Source organism: Pectobacterium carotovorum (assembly GCF_033898505.1).
GTDB classification, from domain to species: domain Bacteria; phylum Pseudomonadota; class Gammaproteobacteria; order Enterobacterales; family Enterobacteriaceae; genus Pectobacterium; species Pectobacterium carotovorum_J.
In genome coordinates this window covers 69313-96008 of sequence record NZ_JAXAFK010000003.1, presented here as the reverse complement: position 1 = coordinate 96008, position 26696 = coordinate 69313, and the positions used below count along the sequence as shown (strand labels likewise).

Genomic DNA, 26696 nt, shown 5'->3' with positions numbered 1-26696 from the left:
GTTTCTTGGCCTGATGTGTGCGCTGCTCATGCTGGCACCGGAGAGCCAGGCGGCGAATGTGCGCCTGCAAGTCATGGGGCTGGAAGGGCAGTTACAGAAAAATGTGCGGGCACGTTTATCCACCATTGCGGTCGATGAGGTGAATGCCGACGGGCGTTTCCGCTCACGCGTTGATGAAGCAATCCGTCAGGGATTGCGTGCGCTCGGCTATTACGATCCACAGATTGGTTTTGAATTCCGGCCTGCCGTGAATGGCGGACGACCCGTACTGATTGCTACCGTCACTCCCGGTGAACCGGTAAAAATTGCCGGGGTGAACATCACCCTGCGCGGCGGCGCGCATGACGATAAAGATTACCAGCAGCTGGTTAAAGACGATCGCCCCGAAATCGGTTCAGTGCTGAACCACGGTGACTTCGATCGCTTTAAAAGCGGGCTGAACGGTTTGTCATTACGCAAAGGCTATTTTGATGCGCGCTTCCAGCAAAGCCAGCTCGGCGTCATGCGGGAAGAGAGAGAAGCGTTTTGGGATATTGATTTTGATAGCGGTGAACGCTATCGCTTTGGCGCCGTACATTTTCAGGGCGCACAAATCCGCGATGATTATCTGCAAAATCTGGTGCCGTTTCATGAAGGCGATGCCTACACCAGTGAAGATCTCGGTGAGTTAAATCGCCGTCTTTCTGCGACGGGGTGGTTTAATTCTGTCGTGGTTTCTCCTGATTTTGACCAGTCGAAAAGTTCTAAGGTGCTGCCGCTGGAAGCCGTGGTGACGCCGCGAACCCGTAACCGTATTGAAACCGGGGTCGGCTATGCTACGGATGTTGGCCCACGCTTTAAAACGACCTGGAATAAACCTTGGGTGAATTCGCGGGGCCACAGTCTTGAAAGCAGCCTGAGCGTGTCCGCGCCGGAGCAATCGCTCGATTTTAGCTACAAAATCCCCTTGCTGAAGAACCCGCTTGAACAGTATTACCTGCTGCAAGGCGGCTTCAAGCGTGAAGATCTCAACGATACTAAATCCGATGGCACCACGCTGAACGTGGCACGCTACTGGGATCTCTCCAGCGGCTGGCAACGGGCGATTAATCTGCGCTGGAGTCTCGACCACTTTACGCAGGCGAGCGTGACGGATACCACGATGCTGATCTATCCGGGTGTCAGCATTAACCGAACCCGCCAACGCGGCGGCCTGATGCCGGTGTGGGGCGATACGCAGCGCTATTCCATCGACATTTCCGACACCACCTGGGGATCGGATATCGATTTTGCCGTAGTTCAGGCGCAAAACGTCTGGATTCGCACGCTGGCGGATAAACACCGCTTTGTCGCGCGCGGCAATCTGGGCTGGATTGAAACCAACAATTTCTCCCGCGTGCCGCCCTCACTGCGTTTCTTTGCCGGTGGCGATCGCAGTATTCGTGGGTATAAGTACAAAGCTATTTCGCCGCGCGACAGCGACGGCAAACTGACCGGTGCGTCCAAGCTGGCGACCGGCTCACTCGAATACCAATACAACGTAACGGGAAAATGGTGGGGCGCGGTTTTTGTTGATTCAGGTGAAGCAGTGAATGACATCAAACGGAGTAACTTCAAGACGGGCACGGGCGTCGGCGTACGCTGGGCCTCGCCGATTGGCCCGGTCAAACTCGATGTTGCCATGCCGATCGGCGATGCAGAGAAGAAGAATGATGTTCAGTTCTATATCGCACTGGGACCTGAATTATGATGGATGAGAAAAACGAAAAAAAAGCACAGGATCCGGTGACAGAAGAAAACGTCGCGCAGGATAACGCGCCGACGACGCCAGCACGAAAAGGGCGCTGGTGGAAAAAGGTCGGTATTGGCCTCGTGGCATTTTTACTGCTGCTCGTTGTTGGAGTGGGGGTGTTGGTGGGCACCACGCCGGGCTTGCACCTGTTGCTTAATACCGCAGCACGCGTGGTGCCGGGGTTGCATATTGCCGGCGTGAGCGGCGGATGGCGTGATTTAACGCTGAAAAATGTCAGCTACGAGATGCCGGGCGTGACGGTAAAGAGCGAGGAATTTCACCTGTCGCTCGCGCTGGGCTGCCTGAGCAAAAGCCAGCTGTGCATTAACGATCTCTCGGCGAACCGCGTCGATGTGGTCGTAGATACCAAAGCCTTACCTGCGGCGGAAGAGCCACCGCCGCCTTCAACGCCAGTAACGGAAATTTCAACACCCTTCCCGATTTCATTGCGTCAGCTAACGCTCAGCAACGTTCAGGTTACCGTGGATGACACGGCGATTTCACTGGGCGAGTTCCGCACCGGCATGCAGTGGGAAGGGCGCGCGTTGACGCTGCTGCCAACCAAAATCAGCGCGCTGCTGGTTGCCTTGCCGAAGACTCCCGTCGATGTGCTGGAAGATGGCAAAGTGACGGCGGCGGAAATGGCGTCTGTTATCAAGGAAACGGCGGCGAACGTACGCGATGCGGCGGAGCAAGGCACCTCGCAAACTATTCACATCGATAACGTGCTGGCGGCAAATAATACGGTAGCGGCCGCCACGACGACGAAGCCGATACCGACAGCGTCGTCGCCGAAAACGGATAGCGACTCTGGCAAGCCGACAGTCCCTGAACAGCCATTGGGTGAGCGCCTTAGCGAGCTGTTCTCCAAACCGCTATTACCTGATTTACCGCAGTTCACGCTGCCGCTGGATCTGAACATTGTCGAGATTCACGGTGAACAGCTACGACTGACGGGCGATCAGGACATTTTGATTAATAACCTGTTCGTACAGGCATCGACCCAGCAACAGCATTTGCGTCTGGACAAGTTGATCGTGCAATCGCCACAGGGTGGATTGAATGTGCGTGGTGAAGCGAGGCTTAGCGATAACTGGCCTGTCTCGCTGACGGCGAACGGCGTGTTGAATGTCGAACCGCTTAAAGGTGAAACGCTGAAATTAGCGGTCGATGGTGGCCTGCGTGAACAGCTGAATGTGGCGCTGAATCTTTCAGGGCCGCAGCGCGCTCAGTTGGATATGCAAACCAAGCTGGCGGAAGCTGGGCTGCCGCTGGCATTGACGCTGCAAATCGAGCGCGTGCGCTGGCCGCTGACGGGCGCGACGCAGTATCAGGCTAGCAACGTCAGGCTGCGTTTTAACGGCAAAGCAACCGACTATGCGCTGTCGCTGCGCGGCGATCTGAGCGGGGCGGATATTCCCCCCGCGACGCTGCTGCTGGATGGCAAAGGCAACGAACAGCAGTTTACGCTGAGCCGCCTGCGGTTGGCGGCGTTGCAGGGGAATGCTGACCTGACGGCGCTTATCGACTGGAGTAAAGCGATAAGCTGGCGCAGTGAGCTGCTGCTGAACGGGATTAACACCGCGAAACAGTGGCCTGAATGGCCCGCGAAAATAGACGGCAAGATAACGACGCGCGGCAGCGTCTATGGCGGTAGCTGGCAGTTGCAGGTGCCGGAGTTGCGGCTGGATGGCAACGTGAAAGCGAATAAGCTCACGGCCAGAGGTGAACTGCGCGGCAACGCGGCGGGTCAGTGGACAATACCCGCGCTGAATCTGGCATTAGGCCGCAATCAGTTGAACGTCAAAGGCGAACTGAGCGACAAGTGGCAGTTGGATGCAGACATCAATGCGCCGTCGCTGGACGGCATGTTGCCCGGTCTGGCTGGGCGCGCCCTCGGTACACTCAAACTACGCGGCAATCTGCGTGAACCGCAGATGCTGGCAGATATCACGGCGTCCGGTCTGCGCTGGCAGGCGATAACGATTAGTCAGGTGAGAGTCGAAGGTGATGTGCGCTCCGAACAGCAGATTCAGGGCAAGCTGGCTGTGCGTCTTGAAGCGTTGAAGCAGGACGGCCTGAATATTGCGCTGTTGACGCTGGATGCCAGCGGCAATGAAAAGCAGCATCAGCTTCGGTTGACTATGCAGGGCGAACCGGTCGCGGGGCAATTGGCACTTTCAGGCAGCTTCGATCGTCAGGAACAGCGCTGGCGCGGCACGCTGAACAATACCCGCTTCGACACGCCGGTGGGGGAATGGCGTCTGACGCAGGATATGGCGCTGGATTACCTGAATGCACAGCAGAAGATCACCATCGGTACACACTGTTGGAGGAACCCAAACGCAGAGCTCTGCGTACCGAAAGCGATTGAGGCCGGACCGAGCGGACAGGCGAGCATTCGACTGAATCGCTTCGATCTCGCGATGTTAAAGCCGTTCCTTACGGCGGATACTGTGCTGGCTGGAACGTTCACCGGCGGCGCCGATATCAGCTGGCAGGCGGGACAAGGCTTACCGCAGGCGAAAGTATCTCTGGTGGGCAACGGCGTAAGCGTTCGTCAGCAGATGCAGGGCAACACGCTGCCGATTGATTTCGATACCTTTACGCTGAATGCGGGGATCGATCGCGGGCGGGCGCAGCTTGGCTGGCTGATGGCGATTCGCGAGAACGGGCGCTTCAGCGGCGATATTCAGGTAAGCGATCCACAGGGTCGGCGCAATCTCGGCGGCAATGTCACGATCAGCAATATTTCACTGGCTTTACTCAACCCTGCGTTGAGTAAAGGAGAGAAAGCGGCAGGGATACTGAATGCGAACCTGCGTCTGGCGGGGGATGCTGCCCGTCCTCAGATCTTCGGCCAGATGGTGCTGGAGCGATTGGATATTGATGGCAACTGGATGCCGGTCGATCTGACCAACGGACGACTGGCGGTGAATTTCAGCGGGATGTCGTCAACGCTGCAAGGTTTCCTGAAAACGGATAACGGGCAGTTGAACCTTGGCGGGAATGCCGACTGGTCGCGACCTGATGCCTGGCGTGCGCGTATTGCGGCGAAAGGCCAGAAGCTGCGGGTGACGATTCCGCCTATGGCGCGGCTGGATGTCTCGCCGGATATTGTCTTCGAGGCTACGCCACAGCTGTTTGCGTTAAACGGCTCAGTCAGTATTCCGTGGGCGCGCATTGTGGTTAAAGATATGCCGGAAAGCGCAGTGGCAGTGTCATCGGATGAAGTGATGCTGGATGCGCAGGGACAGCCGCTGAAGAAAGCCAGTGCGGCAATTCCGATTAACAGCAATCTCACCATCCGTGTCGGGAATGATGTGCGGTTGGATGCGTTTGGGCTGGCTGCCCGCCTACAGGGCGACCTGAAAATGGTTCAGGACGAGCGCGGATTAGGGCTGAACGGGCAAATCGATATTCCGTCTGGCCGCTTCAAAGCCTACGGACAGGATTTGATCGTCCGCAAGGGGCTGATTCTGTTCTCCGGCCCGCCTGATCAGCCGATCCTGAATATCGAAGCCATTCGTAACCCAGACAACACTGCTAATGACGTCACCGCTGGCGTGCGCGTCACCGGCATGGCCGCCACACCGAAGCTGGAAGTCTTCTCCGATCCGGCCATGTCGCAGCAGGAAGCGCTCTCTTATCTGCTGCGCGGACAGGGTTTGGACAGCGGTGGAGCCGATAGCTCGGCAATGACCTCAATGTTAGTCGGTTTAGGGGTTGCACAAAGTGGTCAAGTTGTGGGTAAAATCGGCGAGGCCTTTGGCGTAAGTAATTTAGCTCTGGATACACAGGGTGTTGGCGATAATTCTCAGGTTGTCGTCAGCGGCTACGTCCTTCCGGGTCTGCAAGTGAAATATGGTGTTGGCATATTCGATTCTTTGGCAACGTTAACGCTGCGTTACCGCCTGATGCCAAAGCTATACTTGGAAGCGGTGTCTGGAATTAGCCAGGCATTAGATGTGCTCTATCAGTTTGAGTTTTAGCGATGCGAATTATTGTTTACGGCAGTTTACGACGCAAACAGGGAAATAGTCATTGGATGACCAATGCGCAATGGCTAGGGGATTGTCAGCTCGCAGGTTTCGAGCTGTACGATCTCGGCCATTATCCGGCAGTAGTACCTGGTGATGGTGAAATCCATTGTGAGGTTTATCGCATTAGTTCGTCGATATTGACGGAACTGGATGCCTTAAAGCGGGATGGTCACGAATACCAACGTGAGCTGATTTCCACCCCTCTGGGCAGTGCCTGGATCTATCTGTACAAACACTCTGTTGTAGGGCTGACGCGTATAGCCAGCGGTGATTGGCTGAAGCGTAATGAAGAAGATGAAGAAGAGGCTTGAGGTCGAGTCGCCAATCAAGTCAGGGTCATAAATAAAAACACCGCGCAAGGCGGTGTTTTTGATCGTGCGATATCTTGAGCCCGTAAGGGTTTTCATGCATATCGCATGGCGCTTATTTGTTTTTCGCGCGCTCGAAGGAAGCAACGATCTCGGCTTTTGCCGCTTCAGCGTTATCCCAACCTTCAACTTTCACCCACTTGCCTTTTTCCAGATCTTTGTAGTGCTCAAAGAAGTGGCCGATCTGTGCACGTAGCAGCTCAGGCAGGTCGTTAACGTCTTTAATGTGATCGTATTCTTTCGTCAGTTTGCTGTGCGGAACGGCAACCAGCTTGGCATCTTCGCCCGCTTCGTCGGTCATTTTCAGCACGCCAACAGGACGGCAGCGGATCACTGAGCCCGGCTGCAGCGGATACGGGGTTGGCACCAGAACGTCAACCGGGTCGCCATCCAGAGACAGCGTGTGGTTGATATAGCCGTAGTTGCATGGGTAGAACATGGCGGTAGACATAAAACGGTCTACAAACAGCGCACCGGTATCTTTATCAATTTCATATTTGATTGGATCGGCATTCGCGGGGATTTCAATCACTACATAGATATCTTCTGGCAGATCTTTACCTGCCGGAACATCGTTCAGACTCATGTCAGTTTCCTTCTCTTAAAACCTGAAATAGCGTGGCCGTCATTATAGCCAAAAAGCGTTTAATGTCCCTGATTTTTAGCGTACCGAGGCGCGAGGCGCTCGAGCGAGTCGTTTAAGTAAAAATACTTTCGTTACTAAAGTTTCTTTAAAGAAAGCAGGCTTGTTACCGATAGGAACATGATCAAGATCACGTTATGCGGAGTATTTCTCCGCATTTATTTATCATTTGTAATTCCAGGGAAACAAAAATGTTAAGAAATATCACAATCAAGACGAGCTTGATTGCTTTGTTAGGTACGATGGTCCTGCTGCTATTGCTGGTCTGCGGAATTGGCATCACCTCAATCAATCAGGGAATCACGTCGCTGACGACAATCGACAAGATTCAGGGGAAAGAAGTGACGGCGCTGGCAGGGAGCTATACCGCTTCGTTGCGTGCAAGAACGGGCGCGGCGTTGGCCGCTCGTCAGATGGAAAGTGGGCTGACCGATCTCGCGAATGCATCGGTCGCGCGGGCAGAAGCCTACACGGCGCTCTCTCAAAAAGAAATGGCACGCTTTCTTTCCTATGGCACCGTAACGGAGCGTGGTGCCAAAATGGCGGCAGAGGTTAAAAGCAACTATGAGCAGTACATGAACCTTGGCGTTCAGCCGATGGTCGATGCGCTGAAACGCGGTGATGTTGCCGCCTATTACGTGCTGCTGCAAGACGTGCTGCCGCCGCTCAGCGTTAAGATGGATAAGGTAGCGAACGAATTCCGCGACTTCGGCCTGGAAGTGGGGGAAAACATGCTCACAGAAGCCGAGAGCTTTGCGTTCGAGCGCCTGACGATCATTGGCATTGCCTGTGTCGTCGTTCTACTGCTGGTATTGGCTGCCTGGATTGCGCTGAAGCGTTCTATCCTGTCTCCGCTTGAAGAGACGGTCGCCCAACTGGAATTTATTGCTCGTGGTGATTTGACCCAAAGCATTGCCGAGGGCGGCAATAATGAAATTGGCCGCCTGATTCAGGCGATGCAGGCAATGCAGTCTTCACTGGCAACTGCCGTGGGGCGCGTCCGCGATGCCGGTATGCAGATTGACGTCGGCACGCGCGAACTGTCTTCTGGCAATACTCATCTGGCTGCGCGCACGGAAGAGTCAGCTTCATCGCTGGAAGAAACCGCCGCCAGTATGGAGCAACTGACTGCCACGGTAGCGCTGAATGCGGAGAGTGCGGAACAAGCGCACACGCTGGCGCAAAATGTGTCGGATATCGCTAATAAAGGCAGCGAGACCGTGGGCGGCATGATTGAGAAAATGCAGATGATCTCCAGCAGCTCAGAACGTATTGCCGATATTCTGGCGGTGATTGACGGTATCGCGTTCCAGACCAATATTCTGGCGCTGAACGCGGCGGTTGAAGCTGCACGTGCGGGTGAGCAAGGGCGTGGATTTGCCGTGGTAGCGGGAGAAGTCCGCAATCTGGCGCAGCGCAGTGCGCAATCGGCTAAAGAGATTAAAACGCTGATGGAAGAATCGCAGAGCCGTGTCAATGAAGGCACCGTGATGGCAAAAATGGCGGGTGAAACGATGAATGACGTTTCTGACGCCGTGGCGCGCGTCACGTCCCTGATGCGTGAGATTTCAACGGCAACGCGTGAGCAGAGCAATGGTATTGGGCAGGTGAATCTGGCGGTATCGCAGATGGATGAGGTCGCCCAGCAAAATGCGTCTCTGGTCGAAGAGTCCGCCGCCGCCACGCGCTCGCTGGAAGATCAGGCGCGTCTGCTGGCAGAAAGCATGGCACAGTTTAAAGTGCAGTCGCAGGCTTTTGCCGCCATCGGCCGATTCTAATTCCCTGTCATACTTCATAAAAAAATTCCCGTGAAAACGGGAATTTTTTTGCCTTATTCTTCGGAGGACGTCTGTTCGTCTTCTGGCTGTTTCTTCTTGCGTAGCTTGTTCCAGATTTTACTTTCCTGCCCGCGCCAGAGGCGCTGGATATTGTCGTGGTGACGCATCAGGATCAGACAAGAGAGCATCGCGACGGGAAAAGTAAACTGTGGCTTGAACCACCAGACATAAAACGGTGCGATGAGCGCACTGACGATGGCACCGAGTGAGGAATAGCCGCTTAGCAGCACGGTGAGTAGCCAGGTGCCAGTCATCAGACCCGTCAGATCCCAGCCGATCGGTGCGATGGCGCCAAAAGCCGTTGCCACACCTTTGCCGCCGCGAAAGTGGAAAAAGACCGGATAGATATGGCCGAGGCAGGCAGCGATGGCGGTTAACCCGAGATACAGCGGGGGAACGCCTAACGCGTAAGCGGCCCAGACTGGCAGCATGCCTTTCAGGACATCAAACACTAATACGGTTGCAGCGGCAGCCTTGCCGCCAATACGCAATACGTTAGTAGCTCCGGGGTTCCCGGAACCATGCTGACGCGGGTCAGGTAGCCCAGCAATTCTGCAAAACAAAATCGCACTGGAAATAGAGCCACACAGATACGCGATTAACATCATACCAAGCGCGGTAACACTCATAACGCTATTCCGTTTAGTTTGTATAGAGAGACGTTTAATAAGGGTCGTTTTACTCTTCTCATCTGTGGATAATACGCACATTCCGTCGGAAGTGGTATCCGACAGCGACAAAAACAGAGAATGGCGTGATGGATATCGTATTTATTGAAGAACTTACTGTAATCACTACTATCGGTGTTTACGATTGGGAACAGACTATCCAGCAGAAACTGGTGTTCGATATCGAAATGGGCTGGGACAACCGTCAGGCAGCCGCCAGTGACGATGTTAATGACTGTTTGAGCTATGCTGATGTCAGCGATGCGGTGATTGCCCATGTGGCAAACCAGCGCTTTGCTCTGGTAGAACGCGTCGCTGAAGAAGTTGCACAAATGCTGATGCAGCGCTTCTCGATCCCCTGGTTGCGGATCAAGCTTAGCAAGCCGGGCGCGGTGGCACAGGCGCGTCAGGTTGGGGTCATTATTGAACGCGGCGCGCGATAAATCTTATTTAACAGAAAAATACTGATTTACGTGCAACTAAACCGTAACCTAAACAGTCTATAAGCCAGTTATAGCGGCTCGCGAAAGTACGCGGCCGCTTTTTTATGGGCTGAATTTTCGTTTTTATTAAAGGCAAGGATTTTTAGATGACTGACCTGCATTCATTGCTAATCGCATTTATTCTTGGCGTGGTCGAAGGACTGACCGAGTTTTTGCCCGTATCGTCTACGGGGCATATGATTATTGTTGGTCATTGGTTAGGGTTTGTTGATGAGAAAGCCAAGACGTTTGAAGTGATTATTCAGCTTGGTTCGATTCTGGCCGTTGTCGTGATGTTCTGGCGCCGCCTCTTTGGTCTGATTGGGATTCACTTCGGTGAAGTCCCGCATGAGGGTAATACGGCGGGTCGTCTGAAACTGACGCACATCTTGCTGGCGATGATTCCCGCTGTGGTGCTTGGGCTGGTTTTCCATGACGTGATCAAATCGCTGTTTTACCCACAGAACGTGATGTATGCGCTGGTTGTCGGTGGTTTCCTGCTGTTAGCGGCGGAATGGTTCAAGCCTAAAAAACCGCGCGCTGTCGGGCTGGATGACATCACGCATCGCCAGGCATTTATGATTGGCTGTTTTCAATGTCTGGCGCTGTGGCCCGGCTTTTCGCGTTCGGGGGCGACCATTTCCGGCGGGATGCTGGTGGGCGTCAGCCGCTATGCGGCTTCCGAGTTCTCTTTTATTCTGGCGGTTCCCATGATGATGGGCGCGACCGTTCTGGATCTGTATAAAAGCTGGCATTTCCTGTCGCTGTCCGATGTACCGATGTTTGCGGTTGGTTTTGTGACGGCGTTTATCGTGGCGCTGATTGCGATTAAAACCTTCCTGAAAATCATCAAACGCATCTCGTTTATCCCGTTTGCGATTTACCGTTTTATCGTCGCGGGCGTCGTTTACATGGTGTTTATGTAAGATTGATAGTGTCGGTAGTCGTTAGATAAAGAAGAGGCCACGCATTAGCGTGGCCTCTTTGTTTCAGGATGAGGCTGAGGTATCCGGCTGCTGGGCTTTCCAGTCTGCCAATGCCTGAGTGCGGCGACGTGTCAATTCATTGCGCACGTCAATGCCTTTAAAACCGTCGGCGACGACGTCCGCACTGCTGACCAGGCTGGCAACGCGGAAGGCTTCACGCAGATAGTCGCCTTGCGGATAAGGCGTATCTTCGAAACCCGCCCGCCCTCGGGCGTCGGCTTCGCTAGTGAGCGCTAACTGCTCCAAACGCTGCGGCTTGCGCCAGACGTCAATGGCATCAAATAACTTCAGCAGGGTTTTAGGTTGCAGCACCTGCACGGTATGAATCAGGTCATGATATTCGGCAACCAGTTTCGCCAGATCGCGAATCGGGTTAGGCACGCGCAGGCGCTGACACAGGGCTTCGACCAGTTTGACCCCTGCCGGGCCATGCCCGTGATGCCGTGGCCACAGTTCGGGAGGCGTCAGCCCTTTCCCTAAATCGTGGCACAGCGTAGCAAAGCGTACGTCAATCTCAGGGCTGAGGCGCGCGGCCATCGCCACCGTCATCATGGTATGAATGCCGGTATCGATTTCCGGGTGCCACTTAGCAGGGGCCGGCACGCCGTACAGGTTATCGATTTCAGGGAACAGCACGGCCAGTGCGCCGCAGTCACGCAGCACCTGAAAATAGACATCTGGCGATGAGGTGCCAAGCGCTTTTTCTGTCTCTTTCCAGACTCGCTCTGGTGTCAGGTAAGCCAGCTCGCCCTCATGCGCCATTTTTTGCATCAGCGCCATGGTTTCTTCTGCAATCTGGAAGCCGAGATGAGCAAAACGCGCGGCAAAACGGGCAACTCGCAGCACCCGTAACGGATCTTCGCTGAACGCGTCGGAAACGTGGCGTAGAACGCGATTCTCAAGATCGCGACGACCATGGTAAGGATCGATGAGGTCTCCCCGCTCGGTGCGGGCAATGGCATTGATGGTCAAATCGCGGCGGAGTAAATCCTGTTCTAACGTGACATCGGGCGCGGCATGGCAGACAAAACCGGTATAGCCTTTGCCGGATTTGCGCTCAGTACGCGCGAGTGCGTATTCATCGCGGCTAACGGGGTGTAAGAAAACGGGAAAATCCTTTCCAACCTGCTGGTAGCCCTGCGCCAGCAGATTCTCCGGCGTTGCGCCGACCACCACCCAATCTTTCTCTGTGACGGGTAAACCCAGCAGGCTGTCCCGAACAGCACCGCCGACAAGGTAAATCTTCAACGTCGGGCTCCTGAATCAATAACCAATACTTCACCACATACTACCATCTTTGCGCGGCCGCGTTGGCGGCAAAGAAAAATGCCTGCAAGAAGCAGGCACTTATTTCGATTAGCTCATCCAGCGGTCATTTTTCTTCTTGCGAGGGATGATGTGCGGCAACAGCAGACCCAGCAGCAAGCCTATGCCAGCAACGCCGCCGCCGTACATAAACCACTGTAGAATGATGGTGCGCTGCTTATCATCAAGCTGGACATTCGCCGCGCTGACTTTCTTCTGCGCAACGATAAGCTGATTTTTCAGATCCTGATTTTCCTGACGTAATCCGTTGATAACACCATCGCTGGCAGCGACTTTCTGCTGCATATCAGCGGTGCGCTGGTTCCAGGTCTGATCGATATTATTCAGTTTGTCCGTCAGGTCTTTGACCTGATTTTCCAGCTCCGGCACCCGTGTGCGCAGGCTCGGCGTATTGCTAAGCTGGTCAAGAGGAATCCAGGTGGTGCGGTTTTTGTCATCACGGATCTGCGCATAGCCCGCGTTTTCATTAACGCTGAGCAACGTGACCTCTGCACCCGCATTCAGTGTGCCGACGATACGATATTGATTGCCTGGGCCGCTGTGGACATACGTCAATAACTCATCGGAAATATAGCGTTTTTCTTCCGCCTGTGCGGTCCAGCTCAGCGTGAGAGAAAATAAAGTAAAACAGAGTAAGCCTAATTTCTGCATAAGATCATCATGTTGCGTTAATGGTGGTCTGATAGTAGAGACTTAAGTCTGACGAGGCAATGTATAAACCGAAATGAGAACTGTCTTAGAACCTGCGCATGAGGGCCATTTCGCACCAATAACGTCCACTGGGATAGGTTCTTGGAAGGCGATGCGCGGCGTGTTTAAGCGTGAAAAGCCGCTTAGCCGATGGTTGGTTTGCATAAGAAATGCGCGCTTGTTCGCAGGTGAAAAAGAGTGTGTACGGTAAGAGTAGTAAGGTGAAGTAAAATGTTATTTACTGACAGGATAATGAACGTGGTTTTGGTGTTGTGAATGCTATGAGTGAAGAAATTGAGCTGAAGTTTATTGTTCATCCCGACAGCGTTGAATCGCTGCTGACGCAACTGGCTGACTGGGAGAGTGATTACAGTCAGTATGAGCACATGCGTGCTCAGCGTCTGAGCAATACCTATTATGAAACGGCGGATAATTACCTGCGCCGCAACGGCATCGGCCTGCGTATTCGTGGCGAAAATGAACGCTACGAAATGACGGCGAAAACGGCCGGTAAGGTGATTGGCGGGCTACATCAACACCCAGAATATAACGTTGAACTGGAGAAAGCTGAGCTGGATCTCAGCCTGTTTCCGGCAGACGTCTGGCCGGAAGATTGCGAGGTTGAAACGCTGCAATCGTCGCTCAAGCCGCTGTTTAGCACGGATTTTACGCGTGAAAAGTGGGTGTTTACTTACTATCAAAGTGTGATTGAAGTTGCGTTAGATCGTGGTGAGATTCGCGCTGGCGACCTGAGTGAACCGCTGTGCGAATTGGAGATGGAACTAAAGATTGGTCAGACTGCCCACCTGCTGGAGCTGGCAAAGGAAATCGCAGAGTTTGGTGGTATGCGGCAGGGTAGCCTGAGTAAGGCGGCGCGTGGATACCATCTGGCTAAAGGTAATCCAGTTCGTGAGTGTCTGCCTCTCAATCGATTGGTTGTGGATCCAAAAACCAATATCGATCAAGCCATCCGTGCGGCGCTGGAACTGGGGTTGAGTCACTGGCAATACCACGAAGAACTGTGGGTAAGAGGAAATGCCTCTGCCCGTGAAGCCCTGCCAGAAGCCAGTGCGTTAATGCGCGAAATGCTGGTGCTCGTAGGGGGCGTCGTGTTACGCAAGGTCACTACGCTTTTTCGCTCTGCACTCGCCACTTTGGAAGCCCGGCTACAAAGCTCCGATGGCGCGGAAGTATGCTACAGCGTCGACTACCTGCAAAGTAAGTTGGTACTGACTTCCTGGCTGGTCGAGTCTGGCTGGCGTGACCATATGGATAATAAAGATCGCATTAAGTTACAGGGTTCGTTCAAACGCTTTGCCGACATTATGCTAAGCCGCAGCACGGCGGATCTGAAAAGCGCCTTTTCTTCTAAGTTGACGGAAACGCAGTACGAACAGCAAATCCCTCGTCTGCAACGTAGTATCTGCGCTTTTCTTCTCTTGTCCGGCGCGTATCCAGCGGAACTGGTGGAAGCCTACATTGAACACTGGCGGATCTTACTCCAGGAAATTGAGCGGCTTGCTGCCGGAAAGGCACCTTCCGTGTATCTGGAAGCCTACCGTAAAGAGGCGCTGGCCTTGTCTCCGTTCTGGCTACATAGCGGCGGACAGTCACAGTAACCGTTAACTGCCGCTTGTCAGTGAGGATAGGCGGCGCATCAAGGGAACCCCCATGCCGATACTTCCTTTGCCTGCTTTACCTGTGCTTCTGACGGAACAATCTCAGCGTGCGCTCTCGCGTTTACGGGAAGCCGCACCAGATGAACCGATAACGGACAGCGATGCCGCTGTTTTGGCATTGAGCGATTTTGTCAGCGATGCGCTTGCGTTGCATCCTGACTGGTGGCAAGGGATTCATCAGCAACCGCCGCAGCCCGAAGAGTGGCAGCACTACGCCGACTGGTTAAGTAACGCTCTGGCCGATGTTAACGATGAAAATGCGTTGATGGCGGCATTGCGTCGGTTTCGGCGACATATGTTGGCGCGAATTGCGTGGTCGCAGGCGCTGCAAACCAGTACCACGGAACACACGCTGCGTCAGTTGAGTGAACTGGCCGAGGTGGTGATTGTGGCGGCCAGAAGCTGGTTATATCAGGCCTGTTGCCGTGAATGGGGGACACCTTGCAATGCGCAGGGCGTGGCGCAGCCTCTGCTGATTCTTGGCATGGGAAAACTGGGCGGGGGAGAGCTTAATTTCTCTTCGGATATCGATCTGATCTTCGTCTATCCCGAAAATGGTCATACACAAGGCGGACGGCGCGAGCTGGATAACGCACAGTTCTTCACGCGTCTGGGGCAGCGACTCATTAAGGTGCTGGATCAGCCGACCGTCGATGGTTTTGTTTACCGCGTGGATATGCGGCTACGTCCCTTTGGCGACAGCGGACCGTTGGTGCTCAGCTTTGCGGCGATGGAAGATTATTATCAGGAGCAGGGCCGCGACTGGGAACGCTATGCGATGGTCAAAGCGCGCCTGATGGGCGGAATGGATGATGCCTACAGTCAGGAACTGCGTAGCACGCTGAAGCCCTTTGTCTTCCGCCGTTATATCGATTTCAGCGTGATCCAGTCGCTACGGAATATGAAGAGCATGATTGCCCGCGAGGTTCGTCGTCGGGATCTGCGCAACAACATCAAACTGGGGGCCGGCGGGATTCGTGAAATCGAATTTATTACGCAGGTTTTCCAACTGATTCGCGGCGGCCGTGAGCCGGGACTACAGGGACGTTCGCTGCTGCCTACGCTCCAGCATGTGGGAGCGCTGGGGCTATTAACGCCGCAACAGGTGCTCGATCTCAGCACGGCTTACCTGTTTCTGCGTCGTCTAGAGAACCTGTTGCAGGCCATTGCCGATGAGCAGACGCAAACGCTGCCGGGTGATGAACTGAACCAGCAGCGTCTGGCATGGGGAATGGGATTCGACAGTTGGGACACGCTGCAATCCATGCTTTCAGAGCATATGCAGGCGGTGCGCCACGTATTCGACGATCTGATTGGCGATGATGCGCCGGACAATAATGATATCCCCGAACATAGCAGCTATAGCAGCCTATGGCAGGATACGCTGGATGACGGCGAACTGGCTCCGCTGACGCCACATCTTACGGAAACCGTGCGTGAGAAGCTGATGCGGACGATTGTGGAATTTCGCCACGATGTGGCGAAACGCACAATAGGGCCACGCGGGCGGGATGTGTTGGATCAACTCATGCCGTGTTTGCTGGCAGAGGTCTGCGCCCGTCAGGAAGCGGATAGGGTGCTGTCTCGTTTGACGCCGTTACTGCTGGGAATCGTCACGCGTACCACCTATCTCGAACTGTTGCTGGAGTCCCGCGCTGCGCTCGGTCAACTGATTCGCCTGTGTGCGGCTTCGCCGATGGTTGCCAGCCAACTGGCGCGCTATCCCCTGCTGCTGGATGAATTGCTCGATGCGTCAACGCTGTATCAACCGACGGCTCCGGGCGCGTATGCCGATGAACTACGCCAGTATTTGATGCGCGTACCTGAGGATGATGAAGAACAGCAGTTGGAAGCGGTTCGCCAGTTTAAACAGTCGCAGCAACTGCGCATCGCCGCAGGTGATATCGGCGGCGTACTGCCAGTGATGAAAGTGAGCGATCACTTAACGTATCTGGCGGAAGCGATTATCGCGGCAGTGGTTCAGCAGGCATGGGGACAGATGGTGGCGCGCTATGGCCAGCCGTCCCATTTGCAGCACCGTGAAGGTCGTGGGTTTGCCGTTATTGCCTATGGCAAGCTCGGCGGCTGGGAACTGGGGTATAGCTCCGATCTGGATCTGGTGTTCTTGCTGGACTGTCCCTCGGATGTGATGACGGATGGTGAGCGCAGTATTGATGGTCGCCAGTTTTATCTGCGCCTCGCACAGCGTGTCATGCACCTGTTTAGCACCCGGACGTCATCAGGCATTTTGTACGAAGTGGACGCTCGTCTGCGACCATCGGGTGCGGCGGGTATGCTGGTGAGTACGGTAGAAGCATTTGATGAGTATCAGCGCAATGAAGCGTGGACGTGGGAGCATCAGGCGCTGGTGCGTGCGCGTATGGTGTACGGTGAAAGCGGCGTGCAGCAGACCTTTGAGTCTATTCGCCGCGGCATTCTGTGCGCAGAGCGTGATGCGGATACTCTGCGGACTGAAGTGCGAGAAATGCGGGAAAAAATGCGTCAGCATCTGGCGAACAAAGATAAAGCGCTCTTTGACATCAAAACGGATGCGGGCGGCATTACGGATATTGAATTTATTGCCCAGTATCTGGTGCTGCGTTACGCCGCTCAGGAACCGCGTTTGACCCGCTGGTCAGACAATGTGCGCATTCTGGAACTGATGGCGCAGTATGGCGTGATGGAAGAAAGCGAAGCCAATGCGCTCAAACTGGCCTATGTCACCATGCGCAATGAGCTGCACCATCTGGCCTTGCAGGAACTGTCCGGCCGGGTCAGCAAGGATCGGTTTGTTGCGGAGCGGGAACAGGTGCTGGTGAGTTGGAATAAGTGGTTAGTGGGAGCCTAGGTTTCCTCTTGACTATATGATGATGGGTTATGCGGCCAAATGCTCAGCAAAGAGCCGTGCTGCGGTGGCGTGTAATGATTGTGCCTATGATATTATTACACGCATTATGCGAAATAAGCCTGGAGTAAAGGATGAAAGTGACGCTGCCTGATTTCCGTCAAGCGGGTGTGTTAGTGGTGGGTGATGTCATGCTGGATCGTTACTGGTATGGGCCGACCAGCCGAATTTCACCAGAGGCTCCGGTGCCTGTGGTCAAGGTGGATACGATCGAAGAGCGCCCGGGTGGCGCGGCGAACGTCGCCATGAACATCGCTGCATTGGGTGCGGGTTCGCGTCTGGTGGGGTTAACGGGTATTGATGATGCCGCACGCGCGCTGAATGCCAAACTTGGCGAAGTGAATGTGAAGTGTGATTTTGTCTCGGTTCCTACGCACCCGACGATCACTAAGCTGCGCGTGCTGTCGCGTAATCAGCAGTTGATCCGACTGGATTTCGAAGAGGGCTTTGAGGGCATTGATCCTCAGCCGATCATCGAGCGTATTCAACTGGCGTTGCCAAAAATTGGTGCGCTGGTGCTGTCTGACTATGCAAAAGGAGCATTAGCGCATGTGCAAACCATGATTCAGACGGCAAAAGCCGCGGGTGTTCCAGTGCTGATCGACCCGAAAGGCACAGATTTTGCCCGTTACCGTGGCGCGACATTGCTGACGCCGAACCTGTCTGAGTTTGAAGCAGTCGCAGGGCGTTGCAAAACGGAAGAAGAGCTGGTTGAGCGTGGCATGCAACTGGTGGCCGATTACGACCTGTCCGCGTTGTTGATTACGCGTTCCGAGCAAGGGATGACGCTGCTACAGCCTGGCAAGGCACCGCTGCATTTGCCAACGCAGGCGCAGGAAGTGTACGACGTGACCGGTGCAGGCGATACCGTCATTGGCGTGCTGGCCGCTGCGCTGGCGGCGGGTAACCCGCTGGAAGAAGCCTGTTTCTTGGCGAATGCCGCCGCAGGCGTTGTCGTTGGCAAGCTGGGTACGTCAACGGTCACACCGATTGAGTTGGAAAACGCTATCCGTGGCCGTGCCGACACTGGGTTTGGCGTGATGACAGAAGAACAGCTGAAAAATGCCGTTGAACTGGCGCGTCAGCGTGGCGAAAAGATTGTGATGACCAACGGCTGCTTCGATATTCTGCATGCTGGGCATGTGTCTTATCTGGCAAATGCCCGCAAACTTGGCGATCGGTTAATTGTTGCAGTAAACAGCGATGCCTCAACCAAACGCCTGAAAGGGCCGACTCGCCCCGTCAACCCGCTGCCGCAGCGGATGATCGTGCTGGGCGCGCTGGAAGCCGTCGACTGGGTTGTGCCGTTTGAAGAAGATACGCCGCAGCGCCTGATTGCCAGCATTCTGCCGGACATTCTGGTGAAAGGCGGAGACTACCAGCCACATGAAATTGCCGGTAGTGAAGAGGTCTGGGCTAACGGTGGTGAAGTGAAAGTCCTGAACTTTGAGGACGGCTGCTCCACAACGAACATCATCAACACGATTAAAGCCAACGCGTCTAAACCTTAAAAAATCAAACTGACGGCGCTTGAGTGATCCCGACGCCGTTCAGACCGCAAGCTAATGATTCTCGCTCTGGCACATCACGGGCGAGAGTCATAACAATCATAACGCCGACAGGGCGACACGTCAGATAAAACAGGTATGAAACCAGTGAAGAAAGAACCAGCCGAAGTGAATGCGGTCGCACTGCGGGTAGCGGAGTTGCGCCGGGTCTTACGCCATCACGAATACAAATATCACGTTGAAGATGCGCCCGAAATTCCTGATGTCGAATATGACAAACTCATGCAGGAACTGAAAGCGTTAGAGGCGGATCACCCTGAGCTGGTAACCAGCGATTCTCCCACGCAGCGAGTGGGGGCAGCGCCGCTGGCGGCATTTGAACAGGTACGCCATGAAGTGCCGATGTTATCGCTGGATAACGTATTTGATGAAGAGAGCTATCTGGCCTTCAGCAAGCGAATTGGCGACCGGCTGAAAAACGGTGACGATCTGACATTCTGCTGTGAGCTAAAGCTGGATGGTTTAGCGGTCAGCCTGCTGTATGAAGACGGCGTTCTGGTGCAGGCGGCCACGCGCGGGGATGGCACGACTGGGGAAAATATCACCAGTAACATTCGTACCGTGGCGGCGATTCCGTTGCGCCTTGAAGGTGACAATATTCCGCGCCGTGTTGAAGTGCGCGGTGAAGTGTTTATGAAACACAGCGGTTTTGAAAAGCTGAACGAAGAAGCCCGCCGAACGGGAAGTAAAGTCTTTGCCAACCCGCGTAATGCTGCTGCTGGATCGCTGCGCCAGCTCGACCCACGCATTACGGCTAAACGTCCGCTGACCTTCTTCTGCTATGGCGTCGGCCTGCTGGAAGGCGGCGAATTGCCTGCCAGCCACTGGGAACGGCTGATGCAGTTCAAAGCGTGGGGGCTGCCGGTTAGTGACAAAATCAAGCTCTGTACTGGTCCGGCTGAGGTACTGGATTTTTATCGTCAGGTCGAACAAACCCGCAGCTCGTTAGGTTTTGATATCGACGGCGTCGTTGTCAAAGTTGACTCTCTGGAGCTGCAGGAGCGGTTAGGGTTCGTTGCCCGTGCGCCTCGCTGGGCAGTAGCCTTTAAATTCCCGGCGCAGGAACAGCTGACCTGGGTACGTGATGTCGAGTTTCAGGTTGGGCGCACAGGGGCGATTACGCCAGTCGCGCGTCTGGAACCGGTCGCCGTGGCTGGGGTCATCGTCAGCAATGCCACATTGCACAATGCGGATGAAATTGAGCGGCTCGGTTTGCAGATTGGCGATTGCGTGATTGTGCGTCGAGCGGGGGATGTGATCCCACAGATTGTCGGTATCGTGGAATCTGAACGGCCAGCAACGGTACAACCGATCGTTTTCCCTTCTGCCTGTCCCGTGTGTGGATCTGACGTTGAGCGCGTAGAAGGGGAGGCTGTTACGCGCTGTACCGGTGGGTTGATCTGTGGTGCCCAGCGTAAAGAAGCGCTGAAGCATTTTGTTTCTCGCCGTGCGTTGGATGTGGAAGGCATGGGCGATAAGATCATCGATCAGTTGGTGGAAAAAGAGTACGTCAAGACGCCAGCCGATCTGTTTCGCCTAAGCGCAGGGATCATGACGGGTCTGGATCGCATGGGGCCGAAGTCTGCGACGAATCTGGTCAACGCGCTGGAAAAGGCGAAAACCACGACGCTGGCGCGCTTCCTGTATGCGTTGGGGATTCGTGATGTTGGCGAATCCACCGCTGCCAACCTGGCTGCCCATTTTGGTTCGCTGGAGGCACTTTTTGCTGCCGATGAAGAAGCGCTGCTGGCGGTGCCGGATGTCGGTAAAGTGGTTGCCGCGCATGTACGTCATTTCCTTGAGGAAGAGCACAACCAAACCGTTATTCGCGAACTGACCGATCCCGCTGGCATCAACATTCACTGGCCTGAGGTTCTGGTCGTCAAGGCTGAAGAGATCGACAGCCCATTCGCGGGGAAAACGGTGGTATTGACCGGATCGCTGAGCATTTTGTCCCGTGACGAAGCCAAAGATCGGCTAACGGCGTTAGGAGCAAAAGTGAGTGGCAGCGTCTCGAAGAAAACCGATATGGTGATCGCCGGTGAAGCTGCAGGTTCTAAGCTGGCAAAAGCGCAGGAGCTGGGAATCCCGGTGATCGACGAGGCGGAAATGATCCGACTATTGGGAGAGTAAGCGATGGAAAAAGAAGACCTGATAGACATTGCCACGATGCAGATGCCCTTTGGTAAATACAAAGGACGAGTGCTGATTGATTTGCCTGAAGAGTACCTGTTGTGGTTCTCCCGCAAGGACGAATTTCCCAATGGTCGCTTAGGGGAGTTGATGCAAATTACGCTGACAATCAAAATAGAGGGTCTGCAAGGGTTGGTAACGCCGCTGAAGCGGCCCCGTTCCTGACTATCCATTTCCAGCGGTAATTTCTGATGAAAAAAGGTCGCTTTAATCAAGCGACCTTTTACCTTTACTGGCTACCCCATCCCTGACGCAGACTAGACGTAGATATTAATCTGGTTATCTGCTGTCGGGCGATTAACGCCTTCTTGTTTAGCACTTTGAGCCGAAGATGTGGAATCAGACTGCTGTTCTGATTTTTCACTCTGCAAGCGGGCAATTTGTGCCTGTAACGCCTGGATCTGTGCTTGAATGGCCTGCTGCTGCTGTTCGATCAGTTTACGTTCATCATCGCTTTCTGCGCTGGAAGCTGATTCGGTCAGTTTACTCACCTGTTTGGTAAGCGCCTGAACCTGCTTGGTTAGCTGCGCAATCTGTTGCTCTGAGGTGTTGCTGCTTTTACTGCTGCTTGCTGTTGTTGTCGATACGCTGATACTGCTGATGGTGTTTGACATTTTCCCTCCTGAAAATGAAAAGATGCCGATATACCCGAATTATTCGGGGTACAAGCCGTTATATCGGCAATTTAAGCACTTTCTCGAAGGGGATATTGTTGGCAATGAAGCATGAAATACTCACTTTCCTGACAGCTCATGTAACAAAATGTATCAGTCAGGAAAGAGAGAGAAAGAAAGAAGGGAATGCGGCAGATATTGCTGTCAGACGTAGATATCAACACCGTCTTTTTTGTCTTTATTTTCAGTTTGTTGTGATGTCGCTTTTGACGCAGCCTCGGCCGCTTTCTTTTCTGCTTCTTCTTTTTGGATACGGGCAATTTCGGCATAGAGCGCCTGAATTTGCGCCTGGATCATCTGCTGCTGCTGCTTGATGAGTTTGCGCTCGGCTTCACTTTGCGCCTTTTCGGCCGATGTACCCAGCTCTTTTAGCTTGTTAGTCAGTTGCTTGATTTGATTTTGTATTGCGGCAATTTTTTGTTGAGCGCCACTACCCGTATCCGCGGTAGATGCCGCTTTACTCTCTGTATTAGATGAAGCCTTGTTCGTTGCAGACTTATTGGCCGCAGAGGCCGTCGCTGTCACGTTTGACACCGTATTCATTGTAATGGACATCACTTCCTCCTGAAATAAGTCAATTCTCCGATCATTATCGGCTGCGTCGTGCTTTTCTTTACGAAAAACTTACAAACGGGAGAGGGTTACTGCGCACTTTCTGGAGGGTAATAAGAAGATACAGCAAGGGCGCTTCCTGCTCCCTTGCTGCAATTGAAGGAATGACGTTCGTTAGCTACCGTACACGTTAATCGCGCTATTCAGCCGCCTTGCCTGGAGGTTTAGCCCTTCAGCCGCTTCTGTTGAGTGCGTAACCATATCGGTATTGCGCTGTGTCATTTGTTCTATCTGTGCAATAGAGGTATTGATCAGGCCCAATGCCGAGGTTTGCTCATGCGTTGCGTTGCTGATCTCTTTGATCATGGTGGAGACCTGCAAGACTTCATCAACGATGTCGCTGATATGTTTGCCCGCGTTTTCTACCATTGTGCTGCCTTGTTTCACACTTTCAACGTTGGCGTCGATGAGCGCTTTAATCTCTTTGGCTGCAGAGGCGGAATGCTGTGCTAAATTACGAACCTCGGCGGCTACCACGGCAAACCCTCGTCCCTGTACGCCGGCACGCGCCGCTTCAACCGCCGCATTCAGCGCAAGGATGTTAGTCTGGAAGGCAATGCTGTCTATCACGCCAATGATATCAACGATCTTATCACTAGCGCTGGAAATGGAATCCATCATGCCGATGGTTTCTTTCATGATATTGCCACCTTTAAGCGCGGTACTGCTGGCGGCTTCAGCCATGGTGGTGGCCTGTGCCGCCGTTTCAGCACTCTGCTGCACGGCAACGGTAATTTCTTCAATGGCGGCGGCGGTTTGTTGCAGGTTTGCCGATGTTTCTTCTGTACGCGTATTCAGGTCGATATTGTTTTCCGCCAGCTTATGGCTGACGTTGGTAATACCGTTTACCTGCGTGCTAACGTCATCAACAAGCGAGTGCAAATTCAGGCCAAACTGATTAACGGAACGCAGCAGCAAGCCGATTTCATCTACTCGATTCAGATGGATATGCTTTACTTTACGGCCTGAGACCACATGCTGAGCCTGCTTCAGTATCATCCTGATTGGCTGCGCAATTTGCTTTTGCAGCAGCTGATCCAGGATAACAATGAGCAACAGCGCCAGTGCCAGTAACCACAGTGGATTCATGCCGCTGAAAGCGAGCAGCGTGGGAATGAGTCCCGCCGTCAATACCGCTATGCGTAAGCGCCAGCGGACTGACAACTTCTGCAATAGCGACAGCGGTGCAAAGAGTCCAGTGCGAACCACCAGCCCTTTGTAGAACTTACGATTGCCCGCCTGTTTTTTCTGCACGGCGCTATACAGCGCTTCGGCAGATTTGATCTCTTCGGCGCTGGGCGTGTTGCGTACCGAGATATAGCCTGCGAGATGCTCCTGCTGGTAGACCGGCGTAACATTGGCGCGAACCCAGTAGTGGTCGCCGTTGTTGCGACGGTTTTTAACTAATCCTGTCCAGCTATCGCCTTGTTTCAACGTAAACCACATGTCGGCATAGGCTTCAACGGGCATGTCAGGGTGACGCACAATATTGTGTGGCTGGTTGATGAGCTGCTCTTCAGAAAAACCACTAACCTTAATGAAAGCAGAGTTGGCATAAGTAATGTGGCTGTGAATATTTGTCGTGGACATCAATATGGTGTCCATGTCTAACAGATACTCCTGCTGTGTAACAGGTGTATTCACTCTCATTAGAAACCCCGGCGTACGTATCCCGCTCAGTTCCCAGGTTCAGCCATACTGGCCGCTTTCCTCGTTTCAGTCGTTCTGATTATTACAGAAGCTAAAACGCTGTGTCGCTGCCGCGTGGTACATCCCGTGAAATCTGTCAGGCATATTGCTGTGTAAATATTCAAGTTATTCAAATGGGTATACTGAAATTTTTTGGGCGCTCACTCATTTATATAAAATAATGCCAGGCATTATTTATGAGCGGGCTATTGACCCTATATTGTGCGTGATGGAGTTTTTGTGACTGTATTTTTGTAACAAATATTTCATCAGTGTTAGCACGCTTTTTCAGCACGCGTAAATTTATGATGGGGACGATTACCTGTCAATTGATTCATTTTATTGGCAATAAATAATTGGTAAAAAAATGATTAAGAATAGGTGGGGAGTAAATAGGGATTATTCTTAAAGGGTATTTTTGAATCAATGAAATTGAAGCTAAGACGAATTATTTGTTAAGTTTTTTTTATTTTTTCTTTGCGTGAATGAAAGTAAATGTTGCTTGCCTGCTGTTTGTTCTTTTAATTAGCATTTTTATTAGCGCTGAATTTATTGTAGATCAAATAACGCGATCCGCAGGCCGGATAATGGCTCTGGCCTGCGGAGAACGATAATCAGGTTACCGGTGCCGGATTGAAGACGGCCAAGGCGTTATGAAGCCCCCATTGATCGGACCAAGTTTTTTTCTTGCCGCTGGCGATATCCAAAATGAAGTGGAAAAGCTGCCAGCCCACGTCTTCGATCGTGGCTTCTCCGGTAGCAATCGTACCGGCATCAATATCCATCAGATCGTGCCAGCGGTTTGCCAATGCAGTACGGGTTGCCATTTTGATGACGGGTACCGCGAGCAGGCCATAGGGCGTGCCGCGCCCCGTGGTGAAGACCTGCACGGTAATACCGGAAGCAAGCTGCTGGGTGCCACACACGAAGTCACTGGCTGGCGTTGCGGCGTAAATTAGCCCACGCTTGGTTGGGCGCTGACCGGGGGACAAGACTTCGACAATGGCGCTGGTGCCGGATTTGGCAATGGAGCCGAGCGCTTTTTCCACCACATTCGCCAGACCTCCCTTTTTGTTGCCTGGTGAGGGGTTGGCGCTACGATCGGTCTGGCCGCTGTCGAGGTAATTGTCGTACCAGGCCATTTCTTCCAGCAGACGTTTACCGACTTCTTCATTGATGGCGCGCGGCGTTAACAGATGAATGGCGTCGCGCACTTCAGTTACTTCGGAGAACATGACGGTTGCGCCGCAGCGTACCAGCAGGTCGGATGCAAAACCGACGGCTGGGTTAGCGGTGACGCCAGAGAAAGCATCGCTGCCGCCGCACTGCATGCCGACAACCAATTCTGAGGCCGGACAGGTTTCACGCTGGCGTTTGTTCAGTCGTTGCAGGTGCCTGTCTGCCATTGTCAGAATGTCATCCACCATCGAGCGGAAACCAACGTGGTGTTCATCCTGCAAGCGGACAATACTACTGTCATCAAGGGAGATGGCCTGTACGTCTGGCGTCCCTTCCAGCAGGCGTTCCGGCTGTAATTTTTCACAGCCCAGGCCCACCACCAGTATCTCGCCGCCAAAATTCGGGTTCAGCGCCAGGTTGTGAATGGTGCGGATAGGAACGACCGCAGCAGGTGCATTGATTGCCACGCCGCAGCCGTAGAGATGGTTAAGTGCGACCACGCCATCCACATTGGGATATTTCGGTAATAAATCCCGCTCGATAATTTTAACGACGTAGTCCACCACGCCCGCGACGCAGTGCACGCTGGTACTAATGCCCAACAGATTTTTCGTGCCTACGCTGCCATCGGCATTGCGGTAACCTTCAAAAGTGTAGCCTTCCAGTGAAGGCAGGGAGGGCGGGACTTTAGTCGCCAGCGGCAGGGTTTCTAGCGCGGGAGCCTGAGGCAACTCGACGAGGGATTCATCAATCCAGCTTCCTTTAGGAATATCGCGTAGCGCATACCCGATAATTTCACCATAGCGGATAATTGCGCCTGATTTGGCGATATCAACAAGGGCAACTTTGTGGCCCTGCGGAACATGCTCAATTAATTCCAGATTATCATTAAAACGGGTTCCGGCACGTAAGCCATTATTATTAACAACAATGGCAACATTATCAGAATCGTGGACCTTAATATAAAGTGGCTGCTCTTGTGCAGCATTACTTTCTGATTTATCTGACATGATGCAAGCCTTTATTATTGGTTTATCAGAAACGCCGTGGTAACGATTACCACGCTATTACTTCATTGCTCGCTAACGAGTATACGTGAGGTTCTCTTCTCGTACATTATGCAATTGACCTAAGCCCGGTCTTTTTGTTTATGATTTATCAGGCGAAGCCCCAGTTTTTGGTGAGTTTGATCACATTCTTCCTGCGTGCGTTTTTTAAGGGGGAAATGAAAATAATGTGTACGAATGTAAAAAGAGAATAGCGGCATTTTTCGTGAAACACCTCGCACTATATAGGGCAAGTGCACCAACATATTCAAAAGGACATTTTTAATGTTGTGCTTTTATCTAGTGAGCGGGCAGTAGGTAAAAATTATAATGATC

Annotated in this window: 19 protein-coding genes; 11 read left to right on the top strand and 8 right to left on the bottom strand. The window is 53.3% G+C overall.

Annotated features, from left to right (window positions below):
• Positions 1-13 precede the first annotated feature (13 nt).
• From tamA to R9X49_RS15005, 3 genes are read left to right on the top strand one after another with little or no spacing between them, the layout of a single operon-like run.
• A complete protein-coding gene (gene tamA / locus R9X49_RS15015) occupies positions 14-1729 on the top strand; it encodes an autotransporter assembly complex protein TamA (protein ID WP_319849162.1) in 1716 nt (571 codons plus the stop codon).
• A complete protein-coding gene (gene tamB / locus R9X49_RS15010) occupies positions 1726-5763 on the top strand; it encodes an autotransporter assembly complex protein TamB (protein ID WP_319849161.1) in 4038 nt (1345 codons plus the stop codon). Before tamA ends, tamB begins: the two co-directional genes overlap by 4 nt.
• 2 nt (positions 5764-5765) lie before the next feature.
• The gene (locus tag R9X49_RS15005) at positions 5766-6125 is read left to right on the top strand and encodes a gamma-glutamylcyclotransferase (protein ID WP_110162482.1); all 360 of its coding nucleotides are present in this window, start codon (positions 5766-5768) and stop codon (positions 6123-6125) included.
• A 112-nt stretch (positions 6126-6237) separates the two neighbouring features.
• Here R9X49_RS15005 and ppa read toward each other — a convergent pair whose 3' ends face one another.
• Positions 6238-6768, bottom strand: a complete 531-nt coding sequence (gene ppa / locus R9X49_RS15000; RefSeq protein ID WP_110162483.1) for an inorganic diphosphatase — start codon at positions 6766-6768, stop codon at positions 6238-6240.
• A gap of 248 nt (positions 6769-7016) precedes the next feature.
• Between ppa and R9X49_RS14995 the strand changes: the two genes are divergently transcribed.
• A complete protein-coding gene (locus R9X49_RS14995; RefSeq protein ID WP_319849160.1) occupies positions 7017-8603 on the top strand; it encodes a methyl-accepting chemotaxis protein in 1587 nt (528 codons plus the stop codon).
• Between the two features lie 53 nt (positions 8604-8656).
• Here the strand turns inward: R9X49_RS14995 and plsY are convergent, their stop codons facing one another.
• Positions 8657-9292 carry a glycerol-3-phosphate 1-O-acyltransferase PlsY gene (gene plsY, locus R9X49_RS14990; protein WP_319849159.1) on the bottom strand — a complete coding sequence of 212 codons (636 nt, stop codon included), beginning with the start codon at positions 9290-9292 and terminating at the stop codon, positions 8657-8659.
• A 128-nt stretch (positions 9293-9420) separates the two neighbouring features.
• Here plsY and folB point away from each other — a divergent pair, with 128 nt between their 5' ends.
• The gene (folB, locus tag R9X49_RS14985) at positions 9421-9774 is read left to right on the top strand and encodes a bifunctional dihydroneopterin aldolase/7,8-dihydroneopterin epimerase (protein WP_319849546.1); all 354 of its coding nucleotides are present in this window, start codon (positions 9421-9423) and stop codon (positions 9772-9774) included.
• A 146-nt stretch (positions 9775-9920) separates the two neighbouring features.
• Positions 9921-10739, top strand: a complete 819-nt coding sequence (gene bacA / locus R9X49_RS14980; RefSeq protein ID WP_319849158.1) for an undecaprenyl-diphosphate phosphatase — start codon at positions 9921-9923, stop codon at positions 10737-10739.
• A 63-nt stretch (positions 10740-10802) separates the two neighbouring features.
• On the opposite strand, the gene R9X49_RS14975 is transcribed toward bacA, so the two are convergent.
• The gene (locus R9X49_RS14975) at positions 10803-12047 is read right to left on the bottom strand and encodes a multifunctional CCA addition/repair protein (RefSeq protein ID WP_319849157.1); all 1245 of its coding nucleotides are present in this window, start codon (positions 12045-12047) and stop codon (positions 10803-10805) included.
• Between the two features lie 108 nt (positions 12048-12155).
• Complete coding sequence (locus tag R9X49_RS14970) at positions 12156-12776, bottom strand: TIGR04211 family SH3 domain-containing protein (RefSeq protein WP_015841553.1); 621 nt, start codon at positions 12774-12776, stop codon at positions 12156-12158.
• Between the two features lie 320 nt (positions 12777-13096).
• Between R9X49_RS14970 and R9X49_RS14965 the strand changes: the two genes are divergently transcribed.
• From R9X49_RS14965 to R9X49_RS14945, 5 genes are all read left to right on the top strand, one after another.
• Positions 13097-14434 carry an inorganic triphosphatase gene (locus R9X49_RS14965; RefSeq protein ID WP_319849156.1) on the top strand — a complete coding sequence of 446 codons (1338 nt, stop codon included), beginning with the start codon at positions 13097-13099 and terminating at the stop codon, positions 14432-14434.
• A 52-nt stretch (positions 14435-14486) separates the two neighbouring features.
• Positions 14487-17342 carry a bifunctional [glutamate--ammonia ligase]-adenylyl-L-tyrosine phosphorylase/[glutamate--ammonia-ligase] adenylyltransferase gene (gene glnE, locus R9X49_RS14960; RefSeq protein WP_319849155.1) on the top strand — a complete coding sequence of 952 codons (2856 nt, stop codon included), beginning with the start codon at positions 14487-14489 and terminating at the stop codon, positions 17340-17342.
• A 131-nt stretch (positions 17343-17473) separates the two neighbouring features.
• Positions 17474-18910 carry a bifunctional D-glycero-beta-D-manno-heptose-7-phosphate kinase/D-glycero-beta-D-manno-heptose 1-phosphate adenylyltransferase HldE gene (hldE, locus tag R9X49_RS14955; protein WP_319849154.1) on the top strand — a complete coding sequence of 479 codons (1437 nt, stop codon included), beginning with the start codon at positions 17474-17476 and terminating at the stop codon, positions 18908-18910.
• A gap of 135 nt (positions 18911-19045) precedes the next feature.
• A complete protein-coding gene (gene ligA, locus R9X49_RS14950) occupies positions 19046-21100 on the top strand; it encodes an NAD-dependent DNA ligase LigA (RefSeq protein WP_319849153.1) in 2055 nt (684 codons plus the stop codon).
• A 3-nt stretch (positions 21101-21103) separates the two neighbouring features.
• Positions 21104-21325: a DUF3820 family protein gene (locus R9X49_RS14945; protein WP_319849152.1), complete on the top strand. Its 222-nt coding sequence runs from the start codon at positions 21104-21106 to the stop codon at positions 21323-21325.
• Positions 21326-21417: 92 nt separating this feature from the next.
• Here the strand turns inward: R9X49_RS14945 and R9X49_RS14940 are convergent, their stop codons facing one another.
• The 4 genes from R9X49_RS14940 to garD all read right to left on the bottom strand — a co-directional run bounded on the left by R9X49_RS14940 (position 21418) and on the right by garD (position 26324).
• Positions 21418-21774: a FlxA-like family protein gene (locus R9X49_RS14940; RefSeq protein ID WP_014916499.1), complete on the bottom strand. Its 357-nt coding sequence runs from the start codon at positions 21772-21774 to the stop codon at positions 21418-21420.
• Between the two features lie 204 nt (positions 21775-21978).
• Positions 21979-22389 (bottom strand): FlxA-like family protein, encoded by a 411-nt coding sequence (locus tag R9X49_RS14935; protein WP_319849151.1) that lies wholly within the window; start codon positions 22387-22389, stop codon positions 21979-21981.
• Between the two features lie 171 nt (positions 22390-22560).
• Positions 22561-24096, bottom strand: coding sequence for a methyl-accepting chemotaxis protein (locus R9X49_RS14930; protein WP_319849150.1), 1536 nt, complete (start codon positions 24094-24096; stop codon positions 22561-22563).
• 653 nt (positions 24097-24749) lie between these two features.
• On the bottom strand, positions 24750-26324 hold the full coding sequence (gene garD / locus R9X49_RS14925; RefSeq protein ID WP_319849149.1) for a galactarate dehydratase: 1575 nt from the start codon (positions 26322-26324) through the stop codon (positions 24750-24752).
• Positions 26325-26696 lie beyond the last annotated feature (372 nt).

Bases quoted from the DNA above. Each gene is read 5' to 3' on its own strand.
- R9X49_RS14935 (WP_319849151.1), bottom strand. From the start codon at position 22,389: ATGTCCATTACAATGAATACGGTGTCAAACGTGACAGCGACGGCCTCT.
- R9X49_RS14940 (WP_014916499.1), bottom strand. From the start codon at position 21,774: ATGTCAAACACCATCAGCAGTATCAGCGTATCGACAACAACAGCAAGC.
- tamB (WP_319849161.1), top strand. From the start codon at position 1,726: ATGATGGATGAGAAAAACGAAAAAAAAGCACAGGATCCGGTGACAGAA.
- plsY (WP_319849159.1), bottom strand. From the start codon at position 9,292: ATGAGTGTTACCGCGCTTGGTATGATGTTAATCGCGTATCTGTGTGGC.
- R9X49_RS14965 (WP_319849156.1), top strand. From the start codon at position 13,097: ATGAGTGAAGAAATTGAGCTGAAGTTTATTGTTCATCCCGACAGCGTT.
- R9X49_RS14945 (WP_319849152.1), top strand. From the start codon at position 21,104: ATGGAAAAAGAAGACCTGATAGACATTGCCACGATGCAGATGCCCTTT.
- ligA (WP_319849153.1), top strand. From the start codon at position 19,046: ATGAAACCAGTGAAGAAAGAACCAGCCGAAGTGAATGCGGTCGCACTG.
- bacA (WP_319849158.1), top strand. From the start codon at position 9,921: ATGACTGACCTGCATTCATTGCTAATCGCATTTATTCTTGGCGTGGTC.
- glnE (WP_319849155.1), top strand. From the start codon at position 14,487: ATGCCGATACTTCCTTTGCCTGCTTTACCTGTGCTTCTGACGGAACAA.
- R9X49_RS14930 (WP_319849150.1), bottom strand. From the start codon at position 24,096: ATGAGAGTGAATACACCTGTTACACAGCAGGAGTATCTGTTAGACATG.
- garD (WP_319849149.1), bottom strand. From the start codon at position 26,324: ATGTCAGATAAATCAGAAAGTAATGCTGCACAAGAGCAGCCACTTTAT.
- hldE (WP_319849154.1), top strand. From the start codon at position 17,474: ATGAAAGTGACGCTGCCTGATTTCCGTCAAGCGGGTGTGTTAGTGGTG.
- R9X49_RS15005 (WP_110162482.1), top strand. From the start codon at position 5,766: ATGCGAATTATTGTTTACGGCAGTTTACGACGCAAACAGGGAAATAGT.
- ppa (WP_110162483.1), bottom strand. From the start codon at position 6,768: ATGAGTCTGAACGATGTTCCGGCAGGTAAAGATCTGCCAGAAGATATC.
- R9X49_RS14970 (WP_015841553.1), bottom strand. From the start codon at position 12,776: ATGCAGAAATTAGGCTTACTCTGTTTTACTTTATTTTCTCTCACGCTG.
- tamA (WP_319849162.1), top strand. From the start codon at position 14: ATGTGTGCGCTGCTCATGCTGGCACCGGAGAGCCAGGCGGCGAATGTG.
- R9X49_RS14995 (WP_319849160.1), top strand. From the start codon at position 7,017: ATGTTAAGAAATATCACAATCAAGACGAGCTTGATTGCTTTGTTAGGT.
- folB (WP_319849546.1), top strand. From the start codon at position 9,421: ATGGATATCGTATTTATTGAAGAACTTACTGTAATCACTACTATCGGT.